The organism is Tuberibacillus calidus DSM 17572 (assembly GCF_000430685.1).
Classification (GTDB): Bacteria; Bacillota; Bacilli; order Bacillales; family Sporolactobacillaceae; genus Tuberibacillus; species Tuberibacillus calidus.
Window position 1 is genome coordinate 1 of record NZ_KE387193.1, and the last position, 19690, is coordinate 19690.

The 19690-nt window shown below is 46.2% G+C and carries 19 protein-coding genes and 1 pseudogene; all 20 read right to left on the reverse strand.

Going from position 1 to position 19690, the window contains the following annotated elements:
- Positions 1 to 367: 367 nt before the first annotated feature.
- Positions 368 to 751: a YlbF/YmcA family competence regulator gene (locus tag H532_RS19065; RefSeq protein ID WP_051263359.1), complete on the reverse strand. Its 384-nt coding sequence runs from the start codon at positions 749 to 751 to the stop codon at positions 368 to 370.
- The gene (gene miaB, locus H532_RS0114125; protein ID WP_027725981.1) at positions 748 to 2316 is read right to left on the reverse strand and encodes a tRNA (N6-isopentenyl adenosine(37)-C2)-methylthiotransferase MiaB; all 1569 of its coding nucleotides are present in this window, start codon (positions 2314 to 2316) and stop codon (positions 748 to 750) included. The genes H532_RS19065 and miaB overlap by 4 nt, the downstream gene beginning before the upstream one ends.
- Before the next feature lie 229 nt (positions 2317 to 2545).
- A complete protein-coding gene (locus H532_RS0114130; RefSeq protein WP_027725982.1) occupies positions 2546 to 3724 on the reverse strand; it encodes a glycine C-acetyltransferase in 1179 nt (392 codons plus the stop codon).
- A gap of 106 nt (positions 3725 to 3830) precedes the next feature.
- On the reverse strand, positions 3831 to 4754 hold the full coding sequence (locus H532_RS0114135) for a dipeptidase (protein WP_027725983.1): 924 nt from the start codon (positions 4752 to 4754) through the stop codon (positions 3831 to 3833).
- Positions 4755 to 4777: 23 nt separating this feature from the next.
- The gene (locus tag H532_RS20660; RefSeq protein ID WP_169721031.1) at positions 4778 to 4954 is read right to left on the reverse strand and encodes a hypothetical protein; all 177 of its coding nucleotides are present in this window, start codon (positions 4952 to 4954) and stop codon (positions 4778 to 4780) included.
- A 121-nt stretch (positions 4955 to 5075) separates the two neighbouring features.
- The gene (gene spoVS, locus H532_RS0114145) at positions 5076 to 5336 is read right to left on the reverse strand and encodes a stage V sporulation protein SpoVS (protein ID WP_027725984.1); all 261 of its coding nucleotides are present in this window, start codon (positions 5334 to 5336) and stop codon (positions 5076 to 5078) included.
- Between the two features lie 119 nt (positions 5337 to 5455).
- A complete protein-coding gene (locus tag H532_RS0114150; RefSeq protein ID WP_027725985.1) occupies positions 5456 to 6250 on the reverse strand; it encodes a TIGR00282 family metallophosphoesterase in 795 nt (264 codons plus the stop codon).
- 81 nt (positions 6251 to 6331) lie between these two features.
- Positions 6332 to 7897, reverse strand: coding sequence for a ribonuclease Y (gene rny, locus H532_RS0114155; RefSeq protein ID WP_027725986.1), 1566 nt, complete (start codon positions 7895 to 7897; stop codon positions 6332 to 6334).
- Positions 7898 to 8125: 228 nt separating this feature from the next.
- A complete protein-coding gene (gene recA / locus H532_RS0114160; protein WP_169721032.1) occupies positions 8126 to 9235 on the reverse strand; it encodes a recombinase RecA in 1110 nt (369 codons plus the stop codon).
- Positions 9236 to 10495 (reverse strand): competence/damage-inducible protein A, encoded by a 1260-nt coding sequence (locus H532_RS0114165; protein ID WP_027725988.1) that lies wholly within the window; start codon positions 10493 to 10495, stop codon positions 9236 to 9238.
- A gap of 119 nt (positions 10496 to 10614) precedes the next feature.
- Positions 10615 to 11193 (reverse strand): CDP-diacylglycerol--glycerol-3-phosphate 3-phosphatidyltransferase, encoded by a 579-nt coding sequence (gene pgsA, locus H532_RS0114170; RefSeq protein WP_027725989.1) that lies wholly within the window; start codon positions 11191 to 11193, stop codon positions 10615 to 10617.
- Positions 11194 to 11409: 216 nt separating this feature from the next.
- On the reverse strand, positions 11410 to 12324 hold the full coding sequence (locus H532_RS0114175) for a helix-turn-helix domain-containing protein (protein ID WP_027725990.1): 915 nt from the start codon (positions 12322 to 12324) through the stop codon (positions 11410 to 11412).
- Positions 12325 to 12341: 17 nt separating this feature from the next.
- Positions 12342 to 13118: a DUF3388 domain-containing protein gene (locus H532_RS0114180; protein WP_027725991.1), complete on the reverse strand. Its 777-nt coding sequence runs from the start codon at positions 13116 to 13118 to the stop codon at positions 12342 to 12344.
- Positions 13119 to 13277: 159 nt separating this feature from the next.
- Positions 13278 to 13544: a DUF3243 domain-containing protein gene (locus tag H532_RS0114185; RefSeq protein WP_027725992.1), complete on the reverse strand. Its 267-nt coding sequence runs from the start codon at positions 13542 to 13544 to the stop codon at positions 13278 to 13280.
- Between the two features lie 67 nt (positions 13545 to 13611).
- Positions 13612 to 14349 carry an elongation factor P 5-aminopentanone reductase gene (gene ymfI, locus H532_RS0114190; RefSeq protein WP_027725993.1) on the reverse strand — a complete coding sequence of 246 codons (738 nt, stop codon included), beginning with the start codon at positions 14347 to 14349 and terminating at the stop codon, positions 13612 to 13614.
- Positions 14350 to 15642, reverse strand: coding sequence for an EF-P 5-aminopentanol modification-associated protein YfmH (yfmH, locus tag H532_RS0114195; protein WP_425426299.1), 1293 nt, complete (start codon positions 15640 to 15642; stop codon positions 14350 to 14352). It abuts the gene before it with no gap.
- A gap of 16 nt (positions 15643 to 15658) precedes the next feature.
- Positions 15659 to 16936, reverse strand: coding sequence for an EF-P 5-aminopentanol modification-associated protein YfmF (yfmF, locus tag H532_RS0114200; RefSeq protein ID WP_027725995.1), 1278 nt, complete (start codon positions 16934 to 16936; stop codon positions 15659 to 15661).
- Between the two features lie 201 nt (positions 16937 to 17137).
- Complete coding sequence (locus tag H532_RS0114210; RefSeq protein WP_027725996.1) at positions 17138 to 18103, reverse strand: ABC transporter permease; 966 nt, start codon at positions 18101 to 18103, stop codon at positions 17138 to 17140.
- The gene (locus H532_RS0114215) at positions 18100 to 19152 is read right to left on the reverse strand and encodes an ABC transporter permease (protein WP_027725997.1); all 1053 of its coding nucleotides are present in this window, start codon (positions 19150 to 19152) and stop codon (positions 18100 to 18102) included. The genes H532_RS0114210 and H532_RS0114215 overlap by 4 nt, the downstream gene beginning before the upstream one ends.
- A pseudogene (locus H532_RS0114220) lies at positions 19139 to 19669 on the reverse strand (heme ABC transporter ATP-binding protein); the annotation flags it as partial. The gene H532_RS0114215 and the pseudogene H532_RS0114220, both read right to left, overlap by 14 nt.
- Between the last annotated feature and the right edge of the window lie 21 nt (positions 19670 to 19690).

A 19690-nucleotide genomic window follows, 5' to 3' on the forward strand; every position in this document is an offset into this window, starting at 1 on the left:
TGACTTCTGATAGTTCAGCGGGCATTCGCATGCCCGGTTACGCAATGTGTTGCGCGTGTCTATCAGATCTCCCAGGGTAAGCGCACATTCTTCCTCTCCATGTCCCCACTCCATTTACTCTGTATGCCCTTCGGCAGTACGGGCTTTGACTTGTATGGCAGCCTCACCCAAGCACACCTAGCCTTATATGGAGTTCGTGTTCCTTGGGGCGGAGATTTGCCGCCGACTTCCTTCAGATTCCAGGTCACCCTGGACACCCTTGTCTTAAGCTAACGACTACTACTGCCTTCGTCGTTCGGGACTTGAACCCTATAGAACGTGCGCATGCCTGGCGCACCACAAAAAAACGCCGGCAACATGCCGACGTTTATTTTTCCTCAAGGACGCGTTGGTCTTTCGTGATGGCTTCCGTGACCCGTTCTGAGATCGTCTTTGAAATATATTGCAGCAAATCGTTGACCTCTTTTTGGGATTGTTTAAACTCTTTGACTAACGGGATGGCATCCAATTCATCCATCAGTTGGTCAATTTTGTTTTCGTTTTCCCGCAAAGCCTCAAATTTTTGATAATGTTGTAGGTTGACGGATTCTTTTTGCAAGCGTTTAATATCCTGGATCAACTTTTGCACTTTTTCATTTTTATTGATTTGCGCTTCTGCTTTTTTAAAAAAGGCGACTTCTTCGGTTTCGGCGAGCATTTTGGCAAGCTCATTGGCTTTCGCTAAAATTTCGTCATGCGTATACACGGTCATTGAGTGACAGCCTCCGCTTCTTCAACGAGCTCCCCATCCAGCGTCCATGTTTTTGCGCGTGTGATGCGGACATTAACGAGTTGGCCAATCAATGATTGCGGACCGCGGAAATTGACCACTTTATTCGTGCGAGTATGTCCCGATAAAACCGCATCGTTTTTCTTGCTGACACCTTCTACGAGCACTTCGACGATTTGGTCTTGATATTTCTCGTTGCTTTTTCTAGCTAATTCATCAACGAGCTTATTCAAGCGCAGGAGGCGTTCTTTTTTCACTTCCATGGAAACATTGTCTTCCATCCGTGCTGCCGGTGTTCCCGGGCGCGGGGAATAGATAAATGTATAAGCACCGTCAAATTGGCATTCTTCAACGAGTGATAATGTATCTTGGAATTGTTCTTCGGTTTCGTTCGGGTACCCGACAATAATATCCGTTGTAAAAGATGCATGAGGAATAGCCTTTTTCAACTTATGAAAAAGTTCGAGATACAATTCTCTCGTGTAATTTCTACCCATAATTTTGAGAATGGCATTATTGCCGGATTGCACCGGTAAGTGAATATGTTCGACAAGATTGCCGCCTTTCGCCAAAACCTCAATTAAATCATCAGTAAAGTCCCAAGGATGGCTCGTCGTAAACCGCACGCGGGGAATGTCAATTTTGCGGATTTCATCCATGAGATGGCTTAACCGATACGAGCCGTCACCGAGATCCTTGCCGTAAGCATTGACGTTTTGACCGAGAAGCGTGATTTCCTTATAACCTTGGCGGGCAAGGTCGCGCACTTCTTGTATGATGTCTTTTGGCAAGCGACTCCGCTCTTTTCCCCTTGTATAAGGCACAATGCAGTAAGTGCAGAATTTGTCGCAGCCATACATGATGTTCACCCATGCGCGAACGCGGCCTTTTCGGGCTTTCGGCAAGTTTTCAATGATGTCGCCCTCTTTAGACCAGACTTCCATCACCATTTCCTTGCTGAACATGGCCTCGTTCAAAAGTTGTGGCAAGCGGTGAATATTGTGCGTGCCAAAGATCAAATCCACATGTTGGTGTTTTTGTAAGATGCGGTTGACGACGGCCTCCTCTTGCGCCATGCAGCCGCAAACACCCAAAATAAGGTCAGGCTTTTCCAATTTCAGCGCCTTTAAGTTACCGATTTCACCAAACACTTTATTTTCGGCGTTTTCACGGACGGCACATGTGTTTAACAGAATAATATCCGCCTCTTCTTCCCGTTCCGTGGCCGTATAACCGAGTTCTTCAAGAATCCCCGCCATGACTTCCGTGTCATGTTCATTCATTTGGCAGCCGTATGTGCGGATCAAAAACCGTTTTCCCTTACCAATGCCAATGAGGTTTTCGGGGATCGAAAAATCATTTAAATATTGCGTGGTATTGCGCCGTCTTCTGCGCGCTTCTTTTAAATTTGGCGCTTGGTAGGTGTGTTGGAAATATTTCGCGAAATCTTCAGGTTTCTTATTTAAAATCCGCTCTAAATTTTTATCTTTCGTTATATTTTTAGGCTCAACAGCCTGATCATGCATTTTTCTGTGCTTTTCGTCCATGACTGTACCCCTTTCGATCAAGGTCACTTGGTTAAATCTATACCTTATAACAGTATAAAGGCTTTTGAGAAATTAAACAATCTAGAAGCCCACCAAGAAACGCATGGTTTTCAATCATTTAAAAGTATTATTGACATATCAATCAAAAATCAATTATCGGATTCCTGGTCCGTGTGAAAACAGAAAAGCTGACCCTCGGAAAACATCCGGAGAGTCAGCTTTTTTAGAGTTATATGATGCCGATTTCTTTTCCGGCTTTTTCAAAAGCGTTGAGCGCTTCTTGCAGCTCATCTTGGGTATGCTGAGCGGTCACAATGGTGCGGACTCTTGCCGTTCCCTTCGGCACGGTTGGATAAACGATACCTTGAGCGAAAACACCGTATTCAAAAAGCTTATCGGAAAAGGCGAGCGCTTTAGCTTCATCGCCAATGATAACCGGTGTGATCGGCGTTTCACTCTTTCCGGTGTTAAAGCCGAGCGCTTTCAAGCCATTTTTGAAGAACGCGGTGTTATCCCAAAGCTTCACGATGAGTTCCGGCTCCTCAAGAAGAACATCGATGGCTGCTGAACAAGCCGCTGTAACGGCCGGCGGATGTGAAGTGCTGAACAAGAACGGACGTCCCTTATGTATGAGATAATCGCGCAATGTATTGGTGCTTGCGACATACCCGCCGAGCACGCCGATCGCTTTACTCAATGTGCCGACTTGAATGTGGACGCGACCATCCAATCCAAAATGATTGACCGTACCGCGGCCGTTCTTCCCTAACACCCCACTTGCATGGGCATCATCCACCATGACCATCGCGTTGTATTTTTCTGCCAGCTCAACGATTTCAGGGAGTTTCGCGATGTCGCCGTCCATCGAAAACACACCATCTGTCACGATGAGGCGAGCGCGATAGCCATCAGACTCTTTTAATGCCGCTTCCAAGGAATCCATGTCTGAATGCTTATAAATTTTGCGATCCGCCTTCGTTAAACGAATCCCATCGATGATAGAAGCGTGATTGAGTTCGTCGGAGATCACGACATCTTGTTCCGCTAGAATCGCTGATAATACCCCTTGGTTGGTCGTGAAGCCGGATTGGAAGACAAGTGCTGCCTCAGTATGCTTAAAATCGGCCAACTTCTCCTCCAGAGCGTTATGCATGTCCATCGTCCCAGCGATGGTCCGGACAGATCCCGTTCCAGCACCAAATTTTTCAATCGCTTCAATGGCGGCTTGTTTCAAGCGGGGATGGTCGGTTAAACCGAGATAGTTGTTCGATGACAATTGGATGACATCTTTCCCTTTAATCTTTACGCGTGAGCCTTGTTTTGAAGCAAGCGGAATTAAAGGGCGAAAGGTTTGATTCTCCTTCATTTGATCTAATTCTTCTTGTAAATATTGAAAGGCTTCTTTCATTTTTTGGCCTCCTTTGTCATGCAAAAGGGTCCCGCACAGTGGAACCCTTTTCATTCATTAGTCTTATTGTAACACCTTATTTTAAAGGAAGACAATACTAGGGCATTTATAATGGCATCGCGCGGTAAAAGTTTTCGAATAAGAGGCCTTTCACCATATCTTCCGAATAATGTTTCAACAATTCATTGATTAAAACGGGATAGTCTCCGTAATTGGTTAGTTCCCTCGGGGTTGTTTCAATCCCGTCGAAATCGGAACCAAAGCCGAGATGGTTGGCACCGCCGAGGCTTGCGGCATAATCAATGTGCTTTAAAATGTCTGCGATTTGCGCCTTGCCGCTTTCGTTTAAAAAGGAAGGCACAAAGGTGATGCCCATGACACCCCCTTTATCAAAGAGAGCTTTCATTTGCTCATCCGTTAAATTACGCGGATGGTTGCAGAGCGCTTTGACATTGGAATGAGAAGCAATGGGAAACTCGGCCTCCTCGAGGACATCCCAAAAGCCTTTCTCCGAGATATGCGACACATCCGTCCAAACCTTAAATCGGTTGTTTTCGCGAACGATGCGTCGCCCGAAGTCTGACAAGCCGGCTTTCCGGGATTCCAGCGCACCGTCGCACGCTGCATTCGCGTTGTTCCACGTCATGCCCACCGAACGCACGCCAAGTCGAAACAGCGTTCGCAGCTTGACAAGATCGATATCGATGGCATCAACGCCCTCTAATGTAAGCATAATGCCCACTTCATCCTCGCCAAGCGCATCAATGTCCTGTCGTGTTCGTATGAGGTGAATATCGCTATGACGGTCCAGAATCTCTTGATGTAAAAGGTCGATCATGTCCAGGGCAGTTTTAAATTTGATTTCCTGGGGCAATGTGTCTGGTACAAAAAGGGCAAAGCATTGGACTTTCGCTTTCGCTTGCTTTAAGTATTCATAAGTAATATGTAAACCGTTCGCTTGGTCAAAACGCAATTGGTTATCATGGTGCATCCGATATAAAACATCACAGTGCGCATCAAAGATCGCCATTTGTATCCCTTCCGTTTCTGTATTTAGTCAAATATGGTGGTCAACCCCCACATAATGATCGCAACGACAGGAACGAGTACCCATACCGCCGACCCCAAGGACGGGCGCTTTTGAACGAGCCGTTCCAAATTCTCTACTTTTTCCTTAAGCGCCTTGATTTCGTTTTCTAACTGCTCCCATGGCGCATGATTTGGATCCATCCGTTAACCTCCTTTCTTTTTTTCTTCTTTCGCCATAAAAGCCGTCATTCCTTCTCACATTTTCGAATTTCTCTAAAAATGAAAAACCTGTTTGCGAGTTGGCAAACAGGCATAGAAGGCGTCAGCGCGGCTCCACAATTAACTTTATGGCTGTTCGTTCTTCCCCATCGATCAAAATATCCGTAAAAGCGGGAATACATATGAGGTCGACGCCACTCGGTGCAACAAACCCTCTTGCAATCGCTACCGCCTTCACCGCTTGATTTAAGGCACCGGCACCTATCGCTTGAATTTCAGCGGTTCCGCGTTCCCGAAGAACACCCGCTAACGCACCGGCTACGGAGTTAGGGTTCGATTTTGCTGAAACTTTTAATACGTCCACTCCTGTCCCTCCTCTTGAATGGTCATCCCATTAAATCTATATTCCCCATTGAGAAGCGGTATTCCTGCTCGTGAAAAGTAATTTTCCAATTTTTCTAAAAAGCCTTGGCGTTAAACATGTTATACATTAAAAGGATGATCGTCATTAATCAGCCGTCGGGAAATGGCCGTTGCCCTCCCGGTTGCCTCATCGATATCAATGACGACGGCCGAAAGCTGACCGCGTCCGGTAGCACTCTCGAAACGAACAGGAAGTGCTGTTAAGAATTTGCGAATGACGGCTTCCCGCTCAACGCCAATGACCCCGTCATAAGGACCCGTCATCCCTGCATCCGTTAAGTAGGCCGTGCCTTGAGGCAAAATGCGCTCATCGGCCGTTTGCACATGCGTGTGCGTACCGATCACAGCAGAAACTTTGCCGTCCAAATACCAGCCCATCGCGACCTTTTCACTCGTCGTTTCCGCATGAAAATCGACAAAAATGATAGGCGTTCGCAAACGGGCTTCGGCGATCAACGCATCGGCCGTGCGGAAAGGGTCATCAATAGCGGGTAAAAAGGTGCGCCCTTGCAAATTGATGATGGCGACCTCCACACCATTGCGATTCAAAAAGAGCATGCCCACTCCGGGCGTTCCGTCAGGGTAATTAGCCGGTCGAATCAATTTCGGTGCACGGTCAATGAACTCGAAGATTTCTTTGTTATCAAATGTGTGATTGCCCATTGTCACCGCATCGGCGCCGCATTCCATCAGCATCCGATAAATTTTTTCGGTGAGACCTTTCCCGCCAGCGCTGTTTTCGCCATTGACAATCGTAAAAGTCGGTTTATAATAATTTTTTAATTTTTGAAGGTAATCCTCTACCATCTTTCGTCCAACTTTGCCATAGATGTCGCCAATAAAAAGCAATCGCATGTTTTTTCTCCTTCTCTTGATGAACGATTTAAAGCGTATAACCTTATTTTAACAGAAAAAGCGACCGTTCGGCCGCTTTTTCTATTTGGCGTATTCAATGGCGCGCGTTTCCCGGATGACCGTGATTTTAATGTGTCCCGGGTAATCCAGTTCGTTTTCGATTTTCTTCGTGATTTCCTTCGCCAGTTGATAGGACTTCGCATCATCAACAATATCGGGTTGAACGATGATGCGAACTTCCCTCCCTGCTTGAATCGCATACGATTTTTCCACGCCTTCAAAGGACTCGGAAATCTCTTCTAGCTTCTCCAGGCGGCGGATATACGTCTCAAGCGTCTCTCTTCTGGCACCAGGCCTTGCTGCTGATAAAGCATCGGCCGCGGCAACCAAGACGGCAATGACCGATGTCGCTTCGGTATCACCATGGTGTGAGGCGATGCTGTTGACGACCACTGGATGTTCTCCGTATTTCGTCGCCAGCTCAACCCCAATTTCAACATGGCTGCCTTCCACTTCATGGTCAATCGCTTTCCCAATATCGTGCAATAGACCAGCTCTTCGGGCAAGCATGACATCTTCTCCGAGTTCAGCTGCCATCAATCCCGTCAGGAAAGCAACTTCCATAGAGTGTTTGAGCACGTTTTGCCCATAACTGGTACGGAAACGCAAGCGCCCGAGAATTTTGATCAAATCTGGATGCAATCCGTGAATACCGACCTCAAACGTCGTTTGTTCGCCGTATTCGCGAATCATTTCATCCACTTCTCGCCGTGATTTTTCCACCATTTCCTCAATGCGCGCCGGATGAATGCGCCCATCTTGAACGAGTTTTTCCAAAGCGATTCTCGCAATTTCACGGCGTATGGGATCAAACCCGGATAAAATGACGGCTTCGGGCGTATCATCGATGATGAGGTCAATGCCTGTTAGCGTCTCTAGCGTGCGAATATTACGGCCCTCACGGCCAATGATCCGACCTTTCATCTCATCATTTGGCAGAGACACAACGGAGACAGTCGTTTCGGCAACATGGTCGGCGGCACATCGTTGGATGGCAAGAGAAAGAATGTTTTTCGCCTTTTTGTCGGCTTCTTCTTTCGCCCGGTTCTCGATGTCCTTCGCCATCTGCGCAGCTTCATGAATGGCTTCCTGCTTGACTTGGTTCAAAATAAAATCACGCGCTTCTTCCCTTGTCAAACCGGAAATCCGTTCAAGCTCCGTTTGTTGCTCTTGGAGTAATACCTCCACTTTGCTTTCCATCTCTTTAATTTGTCGTTGTTGTTTCTCGAGAGAATCCTCCCTTTTCTCAAGTGATTCCTCTTTTTTATCAAGCATTTCACTTTTCCGATCTAGGAGATCTTCCTTTTGGACAAGTCGATTTTCTTGTCTTTGGAGTTCACTGCGTCTTTCGCGAATCTCGCTTTCGGCCGCTGTTCGTAAGGCGTGGATTTCATCTTTTGCCTCAAGAAGCGCCTCTTTTTTTGTGGCTTCGGCATCCCGCTTGGCTTCTTCGATAATTTGCCTTGCTTGATTTTCAGCGGATTGAATCCTCGCCTCAGCGATCGATTTACGCACAAAATAACCGACAAATAACCCAACGACTACAGAGATAAGCGCAATGGAGATGATGATGAGTGTCGTTCCCATACGTTTCACCTCCTCGCTATCAACAGTCGTTATGCATCGACGTGCTGAAGCCATACTGCTCTCGGCACACAATTTTCTTAAATTTTCAGCCTATCAATATAAAAAAATATAAAGAGACAATTTCATTGTATAATTGGAAAAATTAGTTGTCAACCTAGGCGGGTGAAATTCAAGTCAGAGGGCATAAAAGAAAGGACACCCGCTTTAGCGTCGCGGGTGCCTTAATGACTATAATAATTCACTTTGTTCGAGTGTTTCGTTGTTTGTCTCCACATTGAGGCCAAAATGGCTGCGGATTGCCTTTTCGATTTCATTGCGGATGGCTTCATTTTCTTGTAAAAAGAGTTTGGCATTCTCACGGCCTTGACCCAGTCGCTCATCATTAAAGGAATACCATGCACCGCTCTTTTGAACGATATCCAATTCCGACCCGATGTCGAGAATTTCCCCCTCTTTAGAAATGCCTTTGCCGTACATAATGTCCACTTCCGCCTGTTTGAATGGCGGGGCTACTTTATTTTTGACAACTTTAATCTTCGTACGGCTCCCAACCATATCGTTTCCTTGCTTCAGCGTTTCTGCCCGGCGAATCTCAAGTCGGATGGAGGAATAAAACTTTAAAGCGCGCCCACCGGGAGTCGTTTCGGGGTTTCCGAACATGACGCCAACTTTTTCACGAATCTGGTTGATGAAGATCGCAATCGTTTTGGATTTGTTAATGGCTCCTGATAATTTGCGCAAGGCTTGTGACATTAAACGCGCCTGCAAGCCAACGTGAGAATCGCCCATTTCGCCTTCGATTTCGGCCTTGGGAACCAGTGCGGCGACAGAGTCGATGACGATAATGTCAATCGCCCCGCTTCGGACAAGTGCCTCGGCTATTTCCAAAGCCTGTTCACCGGTATCCGGCTGCGACAACAGCAATTCATCAATATTGACGCCAAGATTCTCGGCATATACAGGATCAAGGGCATGCTCAGCATCGATGAAAGCCGCTTGTCCACCCGCTCTTTGGGCTTCGGCGATGGCATGCAACGCAACGGTCGTTTTCCCGCCTGATTCCGGGCCGTAAACTTCGATAATCCGTCCGCGCGGATAGCCACCGACACCCATAGCTATATCCAGCGCCAAGGATCCGCTGGAGATGGTGGACACACGGGTTTCTGCTTGTTCCCCGAGCCTCATGATGGAGCCTTTACCAAATTGCTTTTCTATTTGTTTCAACGCCATATCTAAAGCCGCTTTGCGTTCATTCAAAGTTAATCTCTCCTTATTTTCACCTAGTATATCTTTATCATAGCCGTTTCCAAACGATTTGCCAACCATTTTCTCGAACATTTATTCGTTTTTTTGCCCAAACGGCTCTGCGTTTAAAAGGAAGCGTCGAATGAGATCAAAACCCGTTAAAACCGTGCGATGACGGATTTGCTCGCGCGTTCCGTTAAATCGATAGGAAAAGGATCGGGTTTCTCGACCGTCGGCGAAACCGATAAAAACCGTTCCGGGTGTTTTTCCTTCACTTGAGTTGGGACCTGCGACCCCCGTAAAACTAATGCCGAGATCACTTCCCGTCATCACCCGCACCGCGCAAGCCATCTTTTCCGCACAAATTGCGCTCACGGCGCCTTCGGTTTGCAGGACATCGACCGGTACGTTCAAAACTTGTTCTTTCACCGCGTTGACATAAGAAACGACACCGCCGACAAAGACATCGGAAGCGCCTGGGACATCCGTGATTTGTTTGGCGAATAATCCCCCTGTCAGGCTTTCCGCTGACGAAACGGTCAGATGATGCTCCCTTAATAGATGGGAGGCGACTTCCGCCAACGTCGTCTGGTCCCCATAACCATAGAGGGTATCGCCGGTTCGTTCGCGGATGCGCTGTTCAGTTTCATCAAGTAATTTTTTGGCGGCGAGGGGATCAGAGTGAGCGGCCGTTAACCGAATGGTGACTTCCCCGTCTTTGGCTAACGGAGCAATCGTGGGATTAGTTTGATTTTCAATTAAATCCAAGATCTTCGTTTCCAAAGCCGATTCGCCTATACCGAAAAACCGAAGCACTCTTGAGACGAGTCGTTTTCCACTTGCGGAGGCTAAGGCGGGAAGCACTTGGTCAAGGAACATGCCTTTCATTTCTGAGGGGACGCCGGGCATGAGGACATAAGTCGTTGACCCTTCCGTCAATATCATTCCTGGAGCTAAACCGTTATGGTTTTCTAAAACGCGAGACCCTTCAATGACCAAGGCTTGTTTGCGATTGTTATCCGTCATCTTCCGCCCTGTTTTGGCAAAATGATCTTCAATCTTCTTCAACGCCTGTTGATCGGTAACGAGCCGCTTACCAAGGCAGGAAGCGATCACTTCTTTCGTTAAATCGTCTTTGGTCGGACCAAGTCCCCCAGTCACGATGACAAGGTCAGATCGGTCGCGCGCGGTTTCAAACACATGTTTTAACCGATCGGGATTGTCGCCGACAACGCTATGAAAGTAAACGTTGACACCCACATCTGCCAAACGCTCGGAGATCCATTGCGCATTCGTATTTGCGATTTGGCCGAGCAAAAGCTCCGTACCGACAGCAACAATTTCTGCGTTCATTTTTCAACACCCTTTAGACCATGCGAAATTCTCCAGCATTTCACCGTATTACCCCACTTTATTAATTAGCCAAATGCTGCGAAATTCCTTCTAAATTAAGGAAAAAACCGCAATTTTCTTCATTTCGATTTGAGAATGATCGCGCGATTTTTATAAAAATATTCCCAACCACTGACGATCGTCATAACTACAGCTACCCACATGAAGATCATGGCGAGAGGAAATCCGTCGCGTCCAAAAGGAATATTATCAAAAAGAAATAAAATGGTAGCGACCATTTGCGACGTCGTTTTCCATTTGGCCATCGTGCTTGCCGCAAGAACAACCCCTTCATCGGCAGCAATCGTCCGCAACCCAGTGACTGCAAATTCACGCGCTAAAATGATGATGACCATCCAGGCCGGAATGAGCTCTACCCCAACAAATGCCACAAGGGCACTCATGACGAGCAATTTATCGGCTAGTGGATCGAAAAATTTTCCAAAATTCGTGACCAAATGGTACTTTCTCGCTAACCGACCATCAATAAAATCAGTCATTGATGCGACAATAAATACGATGGCCGCGATGAACCGACTGATAGGAATAACCGATTGACCAATGGTCAGTTCTCCCATCTCCATCGGCACAAGATAAAAGACAAGAAAAATCGGGATCATTATGACCCGTGATACAGTAAATTTATTGGCAATATTCATCGTTGACCTCCGTTCAAAAACCCTCTTATGTACTGTGTTCATTATAATCCTATAGAAAAAACGTGTCATCCATTTCCCATTGAACATCAACATTCCGAATGTCGCTTCACTCTTATTGAACAACCTGTAAATATTAATGCCACCGTCATCGCTCGCCCATTGCCACTATTGGACAGCATGCATAAAAAGAGAGTCATCCTTCGATGACTCCGCTAGTCAAGAGGCTTTGTTAAAAGTGATGTACAGTTCCTGGACCGTATTGTCGTTTGGAAATGTGAAATCTTGACCGTTAATTTGAATGCGCGTATTGGGGGCACTGCCAATTTTAATATAAATGGTCTTAACATCTGAAACATCTTGATGGAATTTCGCATCCTTCGTACCGTTTACCCCGTTTGACACCATGCTGTAGAAAAGCCGTTCACCTTTCGGACTATCTTTGGAAACTTGGATCCATGAATTTCCACCTTGTTTAGCCGTGATTTCCAAATCAAAATGCGTGGTTCCCGTTAAGGTGTAATGGGAGACGTGACCGCTTGTTTCCTCCAATTTCAATTGTTGGGCGGCTTCGGCATCGGACTTGTTAGAAGTTTGTCCGGCTAACTCATCTTCTTTTGATTGTTTTTGGTCGCTTGTCTCTTTTGCCGAAGATTTTGAAGCCTTTCCGTTACCAAGATCTGCACCTTTTTTAATCGCGACATGATTCGCACTGTCAGCTCCCGTTTGACTATCCTCATTCGATGTAATTTTTTGCATGAATACCCAAATGCCGACTAATATGAGCACAATGACGAAAACGGCAAGAATTTTGGGCATGGCGTTGACCCATTTGGACGACTTTGCCGAGACCTCATGGGTTTCCGTGCGAGAGGGGACGGTATCCACACCATTTTCCAACCGCGGCAAATCCTTGGCATATTCGGAGAATAACTGTTTCGGATCCATTCCAACAGCCTCGGCATAGCTTTTCATAAAAGCTCTTGTATAAAAATTGCCGGGAAGTTTATCGTATTCACCGTTTTCAATGGCCAAAAGATACCGTTTCTGTATTTTCGTGAGATCTTGGATATCGTCAAGCGTCATGCCACGCGCCATTCGTGCTTCTTTCAAAGCTTGACCCAACTCACTCAATCCAAACACCTTCCCGTTCAATTAATATCATCAAAAGGGGTGATATCCTGATCGACCGCATCATAGGTAATTTCTTCATTCTGATGGTTGCGCAGCTCGATAATATAATCAAAGTCATCCATACGATACTCTGTGTTTCTCACAAAAATATCCGGATGTTCGATGATTTTTGTGACCGGCATGCGCATCACTGTTCGTAATAATTCCATATGCCTTTCAGAGGAGCGCCGCGTTGAGACGATCCCATCAATTATAAAAATATGGTCATCGGAAAACTCATCATCGGCAAGCTGATTGCGAATCGTTTGCTTTAATAAAGTGGAAGAGAGGAATACCCATCTTTTATTGGCGCAAACACTGGCGGCGACGACGGATTCTGTTTTGCCAACGCGGGGCATCCCGCGAATCCCAATCAGCCGATGACCTTCTTTTTTAAATAATTCCGCCATAAAGTCGACCAATAACCCAATCTCATCGCGGACAAAGTGGAAAGTTTTTTTGTCATCTGCATCCCTTTGGATATATCGGCCATGCCGTACGGCTAAGCGATCACTAAGTTTCGGTTCACGAAATTTTGTAATTTTAATACTGTTCATGGATTCGGCCATTGTCATCAGTTGACGGATTTGGGTTTCGTCCTCTGTGACTAAAAGCATGCCACGGCGGCTATCGTCTACGCCATTGATTGTTAAGATATTGATGCCAAGCATCCCAAGTAGAGAGGCGACATCCCCAAGTAAACCAGGGCGATTTCTATGTATTTCATATTCGAGATACCATTCTTTCCGACCCATTTTCCTCTCCACCCCTTGGTCTGATCCATGAAAATAGTCATACACATTTATCATAAATCAAAAATCATATGAAGAAAAGAGGAAAGGGAAAATTCAAGCCGATTTGCTGCCTTTCATCCATGCCAAAAAGGGATGCCCCCGGGGACACCCCTTTTTTATTTATTGCGTTTTACCTGTACCATTATTTTGTACGAGCTTAATCATCATATTGGCGATCGCCCGTTGCTCATCTTTGTTTGCGACGCTCCAAAGGTCGGATAGCACGCGTTGTTGCTCATTTTTTGGATCAACTTTATCGGCAAGGTAATCGCCAATCTCAGTGGCAAAATTCGCAATGGTTTCATCACTGATGCCTTTGGCTTGTGCTTGATGAAGGCGATCGGCTAAAAAGTTTTTCCAATCATCCCAGCTTTCTAATACTGACATCCCTTTATCCTCCTTCAATTGTTCTACAAGGGTTAGGATGCCAATACCTTCCGTAAATTATGCGCCATTAACCATACCAAGCGCCGTTTACGGAAATAATTTGACCATTAATGTAAGAGGCGGCTTCGGACGATAAAAATCGGACAAGAGCAGCCACCTCTTCAGGCTGCCCCAATCTGCCGGCAGGAATGTCATCTTCCAGAAGACGCAAATCTTCCTCCGAAAAGACATCCAGCATGGCGGTGCGAATGGCACCCGGTGCGACACCGTTTACCGTAATTCCGCTTGGAGCCAGTTCCTTGGCCAATGCTTTAACGAGGCTGTTTTGACCGCCTTTAACCATCGAATATAAAACTTCGGTCGCAGCTCCCGTTTTTCCCCAGACCGAGGTTACAAAAATCATTTTTCCACGCTTTTTACGAACCATTGACGGCGTGAGCGCCTGCACGAGACGAAACGGCGAGATCAATTGCATTTGAATCAGCGCATCCACCACGTCGGGGGGTGTATCCTGAACCAAACCGATGTAACTCTTTCCGCTGTTTTGAACAAAACAATCGATCGGGTGGACAACCCCTTGAAGTAGTGTTTCCACCCCATTCTGGTCGCTTAAATCCGCTTGGACGATCTCAAAAGTTTGGTGAGGAAATTTTACGCCAAGCTCTTCCAGCAGAATAGCGAGGGGCTGTCGGTTCTGATTATAATGAGCATAAATGGAATACCCTTCTTCCGCCAATGCTTGAACGATGGCGCGCCCTATTCCGCCGCTGGCTCCGGTCACTAAAGCCCATTTTTCCCCATGCACTTATTTTTTCACCACTTTACACTGACTAAAGGCTTCTTCTTTGAAATGGTCATTTAAAACCGTCACAAGGTCATCTGCCGTTAATTTTTCCAAGGCACTGACGGTATCAAAGAGATTCATCTTATTAAAAAAGTAGCGCGTATATTGGTTGGCGATAAACTCAGGCGAATTCAGCGCTTTTAAAAAGGAGCCAATTTTTTTCTTGCGCACGCGATGAAGGCTCTCTTCATCCAGTGCCCCGCTTTTAGCCGCGCGAACGATTTCTAGCAACCGTTCGGATAGCCGATCGGGGTCTTCGGTATTTCCGCCGACTGCAGAAAACCCGAACTCATGCTCCTCGGTATATTCAAAGGAAAAACTATCATCAATCAACCCTTCATCAACAAGCGCTTGATAATTTTCCGAGCTCTTTCCAAACATGACTTCCAATAGAATTTGAACCGCTAATTCATGGCGAAGAAGATCGCCACCTTCCCGATGTACCCGGCCTTCTTTAAATCCGATCATGCATTTTGGCGTTTGCACAGCCATTTTGAGGACAGATTCTTTCTGGTACGCTGTCTTGGGTTCATCGGGATAACGGCGCTCGATGGGCGGTGCATCATCGTAGTTTTTCGCTTGCTGGTTAGCTTCCACAAGGGCGATGATTTTTTCAGGATCGACAGGGCCGACAACAAAAAGCACCATGTTACTCGGATGATAAAAAGTTCGGTAACAATCTAAAAGCAAATCTTTCGTAATATGTGAAATGGACGATACCGTTCCGGCAATATCCACTCGAACAGGATGGGTGTGATAAAGATTTTCAATCAGGCCGAAGTACACCCGCCAATCCGGATTATCATTATACATGCGGATTTCTTGGCCAATAATCCCTTTTTCTTTTTCGACACTTTGCTCCGTAAACCCGGGCTCCTGTACAAAATTTAACAGCGTCTCGATATTCTTTTCCACGTGTGATGTGCTGGAAAATAGGTACGAGGTTCGGGTAAATGTGGTAAACGCATTCGACTCTGCACCTTGTCTGCTGAATACCTGAAAAACATCGGTCCCATCGGGCTGTTCAAACATTTTATGCTCCAAAAAATGGGCGATGCCATCCGGCACTTGTAGCCAATGTTCGCTGTAAAACGGTTTAAAGTGATTATCAATCGATCCATATTGGGTGGTAAAGGTCGCATAGGTCTTATGAAACCCTTTTTTCGGCAACACACAGACCGTTAAGCCATTGTCGAGCACATGTCGATAAACGGTTTCTTGAAGCCTCTCAAAATATTCGGTTTTCATGCTCATACCTCCGAAAAAGAATTCAATCCTCTTGTCCTTGTAAAAAATAAATGGTATCCAATGCCGTCATCCCAGCCACTTGTTTGACCTCATCAGGTGTCACCTTTTCAATGCCGTTCAGCCAAGCAGTGAGATCCCCACTGTCTTTAATAAGGACTTTTCTGTACAACTGTTCGATGAGACTGAAGGGGTTGTCTAATGCTTCCAAAACCGCATTTTTCAAAAGGGCCTTCGTTTGATCAAGCTCTGTGACCGTAAACGCACCATCCTGTAAGCTTTGAAATTGCTCTTTAATAATGGCAACGGCTTTCTCGTAATTGGCACATTCAATGCCGCTCATCACGATGATGATGCCTTTATAGCTATCGTAACGCGAGGCAGCATAATAAGCGAGCGACGCTTTTTCGCGGACATTCATAAATAGTTTTGAATGGGGGAATCCGCCGAAAAGGCCATTGAAAACCTGTGCCGCATAAAAGAGCGGGTCATTGGCAACGATATTCGTTCGATAACCAAGGTTTAATTTGCCTTGTTCCACATCTTGACGCTCTTTAACCACTTTCGGTGCCGTGACGTGAACAGGCTCAAAGAGAAAATCATGGACGAGACGGCTTCGTCCTTGAAATGAGAAGACCCTTTCAATGATGGAGAGGATGTGATCACGGTCGATATCGCCAACAATGTAAAGGTCAATCTCGTCTTCTTTTAAAGCTTGCTGAAAATAATCATAAAGCGCCTTAGGTGTGAGACTGTCAATGTCTTCGGTATAGCCATAGGCATGTAAGGCATACGGTTCATCTTTACACATTTCATCGATGAGTCGTTCATTTGCATAGAGCATTTTATCATCAAACGTTGCCTCAATGCGTTTTCTTAATGCGCGTTTCTCTTTATTTACTGTCTTTTCATCGAATGCACCATCTGTAGCATGGGGTTGAAATAGCGTTTCGGCTAAAAGCCGGATGCTTTCTTCGGTTAATGACGAAGTTCCAGACAGGAAGCGGTCATTTGCCGTATGTACAAATAAGGAAATAAGGTGGTCATTGCCGCGCTTTTGCACCTGTGATGATAAAGTCGTCCCGTATAAATCATCCAACCGGTTTTGCAACGCTTTGGTGGACGGGGATTTTGCCGTTGCGCTTTTTAAAACATACGCTAAAAGCGCTCGTTTCGTAACGGTATCTCGCTTGAGAGGCGCTCGCATTTGCAAGACGAGCGTTAACGTCTTAAATTGATCGGTTTTGACGGTATGAACGGTAATGCCATTAATTGGATGAATCTTTTCATCAATATAATCCAAATTCTATCCCGCCTTCCTTATATTTCATCTCCCATTTTAACTTAAAGCAAGCTCATTGAATATCATTTTTGACCTAAATTCATTCATCCTATTCCAAAAAGGCTGTGAAAATCCCAAGGGCATTTTGTCCATCCTCACAAGCCATAAAAAATAAAAAGCCGCCTCGAGCGTCCCAAAAGGACATCGAGGCGACGACGGACTTTATCGCCTTCCTTTAATATACGGAATACCGATGGCTTTCGGAGCTTCCGCACGTCCGACAAAGCCAGCCAAAGCTAAAATGGTGAGGACGTACGGAGCGATGAGCAAATACACACTCGGTACCTCTTTTAGAAGCGGGATGGATTCCCCGGTGATACTTAGGGATTGGGCAAAACCAAAAAACAATGCGGCACCCAAAGCCCCAATCGGATTCCATTTACCAAAAATCATCGCCGCGAGCGCCAAAAACCCTTGACCAGAAATGGTCGTTGGGCCAAAGTTGGTGGCAATGGTGACGACGTAAACAGCACCGCCAATGCCACCAAACGCCCCGCTGAGGACAACGCCAATATAGCGCATCCGTGAAACGTTAATCCCAAGCGTGTCAGCAGCCATTGGATGCTCACCAACCGAACGGAGACGCAAGCCAAATGGCGTTTTATAAATGACATACCAAACTAAAAAGCTAAAGATGATCGCCACATAAGACGTATACGCAATATGCGAGAAGAACAGCGGCCCGATAATCGGGATATCATGTAAAAGCGGTACGTTGGCCTTATCGATGCGGTAATCAATAAACGGTGTTTGACCGCTTCCTTGAAACAGTTTCTTAACAAGAAACACCGTTAAGCCAAGTGCTAAAAAGTTAATCGCAACGCCGCTAACCGTTTGGTCGGCGCGAAACGTCACACAAGCGAGCGCATGAAGCAAGGAAAAGAGGCCTCCGCAAATCGCAGCAACGACAAGCGATAACCAGGGCGATGCGGCACCTAGGCCGAGATGCTCAAACCAAATCGTAAATACCGCTCCGACAAATGCGCCGATGATCATCAACCCTTCAAGACCAATATTGACGACACCGGATCGCTCACTGAAGACACCGCCCAAGGCTGTAAAAATAAGAGGTGTTGCCGAAAGAATGGCACTCGGAATGATGATTTCAAGGATTTGCATCAGACTCACGATACCTCTCCCCCTTTCTTCAAGCGAGCCATCGCCCATTTAATAATATAACTAGATGCGACAAAGAAAATAATTAACGCGATAATAACTTGAACGAGATCATTCGGTATGCCGAGCGATTGCATGCTGATGCCACCCGTCTCAAGCGCGGCAAATAAATACGCCGCGAGAACGACGCCAAAGGATGTGTTTAATCCGAGCAGAGCAACGGCAATGCCATCAAAACCGATTCCGGTAAAATCACCGTTAATTGTCATAAAATGATAAGTGCCAAGCCCTAATGTTGAGCCAGCAGCACCGGCAAAAGCACCGGCGATGACGAGTGAGATAATAATATTTCGATTGACGTTCATGCCTGCATACCTGGACGCATCGGGATTATAGCCGACTGCCCGCAGTTCAAATCCTTTTGTTGTCCGCCAAAGCAAAAACCACATGACAAAAGCTCCAATCAAGGACACAATAATACCCCAATGCAGCCTCGAACCTGTCGTCAAATCCGTCAAAAACTGTGAGGATAGTGACGCATTATCAGGAATGACCGGTGTATGTTCCCCTTTTGCAAAAAGAAAATTTCGGATAATAGCATTCGTCATATGAAGGGCAATATAGTTCATCATGATGGTGGTAATGACTTCGTGAACATGAAAGCGCGCTTTTAACAAGCCGGGAATAAATCCCCAAAGTCCGCCAGCTACTGCAGCCACTAGAATACAAAAAGGAATCGCCAAAATCTTCGGCAAATCCGGAACAGCTAGGGCTGCTGCAACCGAGGCGAGCCAACCTACCAAGAGCTGACCTTCGACACCGATGTTAAACAACCCCGTGCGGAAAGCAAAGGCGACGGATAACCCGGACAAGATCAGCGGAATCATTGTCACAAACGTCTCACCAGCATAGTATGGATCCATAAAGACCATTTGAAAAATCGACAAATAGGCAGAAGCCGGGTTATAGCCACTGATCACCATGATGACAGCGCCGGCGATGAGCCCAAGCAAAACGGAGATAACAGGGATGAGCGCATTGGATAATTTATTGCTTTTCATGAGATTCCGCATGATGAGTCCCCCCCGTCAGTTTGTGGCCGGCCATCAGCAACCCGATTTCTTCTTCATTTGTTTCGCGCGGATTTAAGATATCAATGATCTTACCATCATAAATCACGGCGATGCGGTCGCTGATATTCATGATTTCATCCAACTCCAACGATACGAGAAGCACGGCCTTTCCCTTTTTACGCTGTTCAATTAAGCGCTTATGAATAAATTCAATCGCACCGACGTCCAAGCCCCGCGTCGGCTGACTCGCGATCAACAAATCTGGGTCCCTGTCCACTTCGCGGGCAATAATCGCTTTCTGCTGGTTACCGCCGGATAAAGCCCGCGCTGGCGTATCAACGCTCGGTGTGCGCACATCAAATTCCTTAATCAGCCGTTGTGCATGCTTTTTGATTTCATCGAAACGCATCAGTCCGCCGCGAGCAAAAGGCTTTTGATAATAGGTTTCGAGTACCATATTATCCCCAATGGAAAAATCCAAAACGAGGCCATGCTTATGGCGGTCTCCAACTTATGCAGATTTTCG

Bases quoted from the DNA above. Each gene is read 5' to 3' on its own strand.
- H532_RS19065 (WP_051263359.1), bottom strand. From the start codon at position 751: ATGACCGTGTATACGCATGACGAAATTTTAGCGAAAGCCAATGAGCTT.
- miaB (WP_027725981.1), bottom strand. From the start codon at position 2,316: ATGGACGAAAAGCACAGAAAAATGCATGATCAGGCTGTTGAGCCTAAA.
- H532_RS0114130 (WP_027725982.1), bottom strand. From the start codon at position 3,724: ATGAAAGAAGCCTTTCAATATTTACAAGAAGAATTAGATCAAATGAAG.
- H532_RS0114135 (WP_027725983.1), bottom strand. From the start codon at position 4,754: ATGGCGATCTTTGATGCGCACTGTGATGTTTTATATCGGATGCACCAT.
- H532_RS20660 (WP_169721031.1), bottom strand. From the start codon at position 4,954: ATGGATCCAAATCATGCGCCATGGGAGCAGTTAGAAAACGAAATCAAG.
- H532_RS0114150 (WP_027725985.1), bottom strand. From the start codon at position 6,250: ATGCGATTGCTTTTTATTGGCGACATCTATGGCAAAGTTGGACGAAAG.
- rny (WP_027725986.1), bottom strand. From the start codon at position 7,897: ATGGGAACGACACTCATCATCATCTCCATTGCGCTTATCTCTGTAGTC.
- recA (WP_169721032.1), bottom strand. From the start codon at position 9,235: ATGTTCGAGAAAATGGTTGGCAAATCGTTTGGAAACGGCTATGATAAA.
- H532_RS0114165 (WP_027725988.1), bottom strand. From the start codon at position 10,495: ATGAACGCAGAAATTGTTGCTGTCGGTACGGAGCTTTTGCTCGGCCAA.
- pgsA (WP_027725989.1), bottom strand. From the start codon at position 11,193: ATGAATATTGCCAATAAATTTACTGTATCACGGGTCATAATGATCCCG.
- H532_RS0114180 (WP_027725991.1), bottom strand. From the start codon at position 13,118: ATGGGTCGGAAAGAATGGTATCTCGAATATGAAATACATAGAAATCGC.
- H532_RS0114185 (WP_027725992.1), bottom strand. From the start codon at position 13,544: ATGTCAGTATTAGAAAGCTGGGATGATTGGAAAAACTTTTTAGCCGAT.
- yfmH (WP_425426299.1), bottom strand. From the start codon at position 15,642: ATGAGCATGAAAACCGAATATTTTGAGAGGCTTCAAGAAACCGTTTAT.
- H532_RS0114215 (WP_027725997.1), bottom strand. From the start codon at position 19,152: ATGAAAAGCAATAAATTATCCAATGCGCTCATCCCTGTTATCTCCGTT.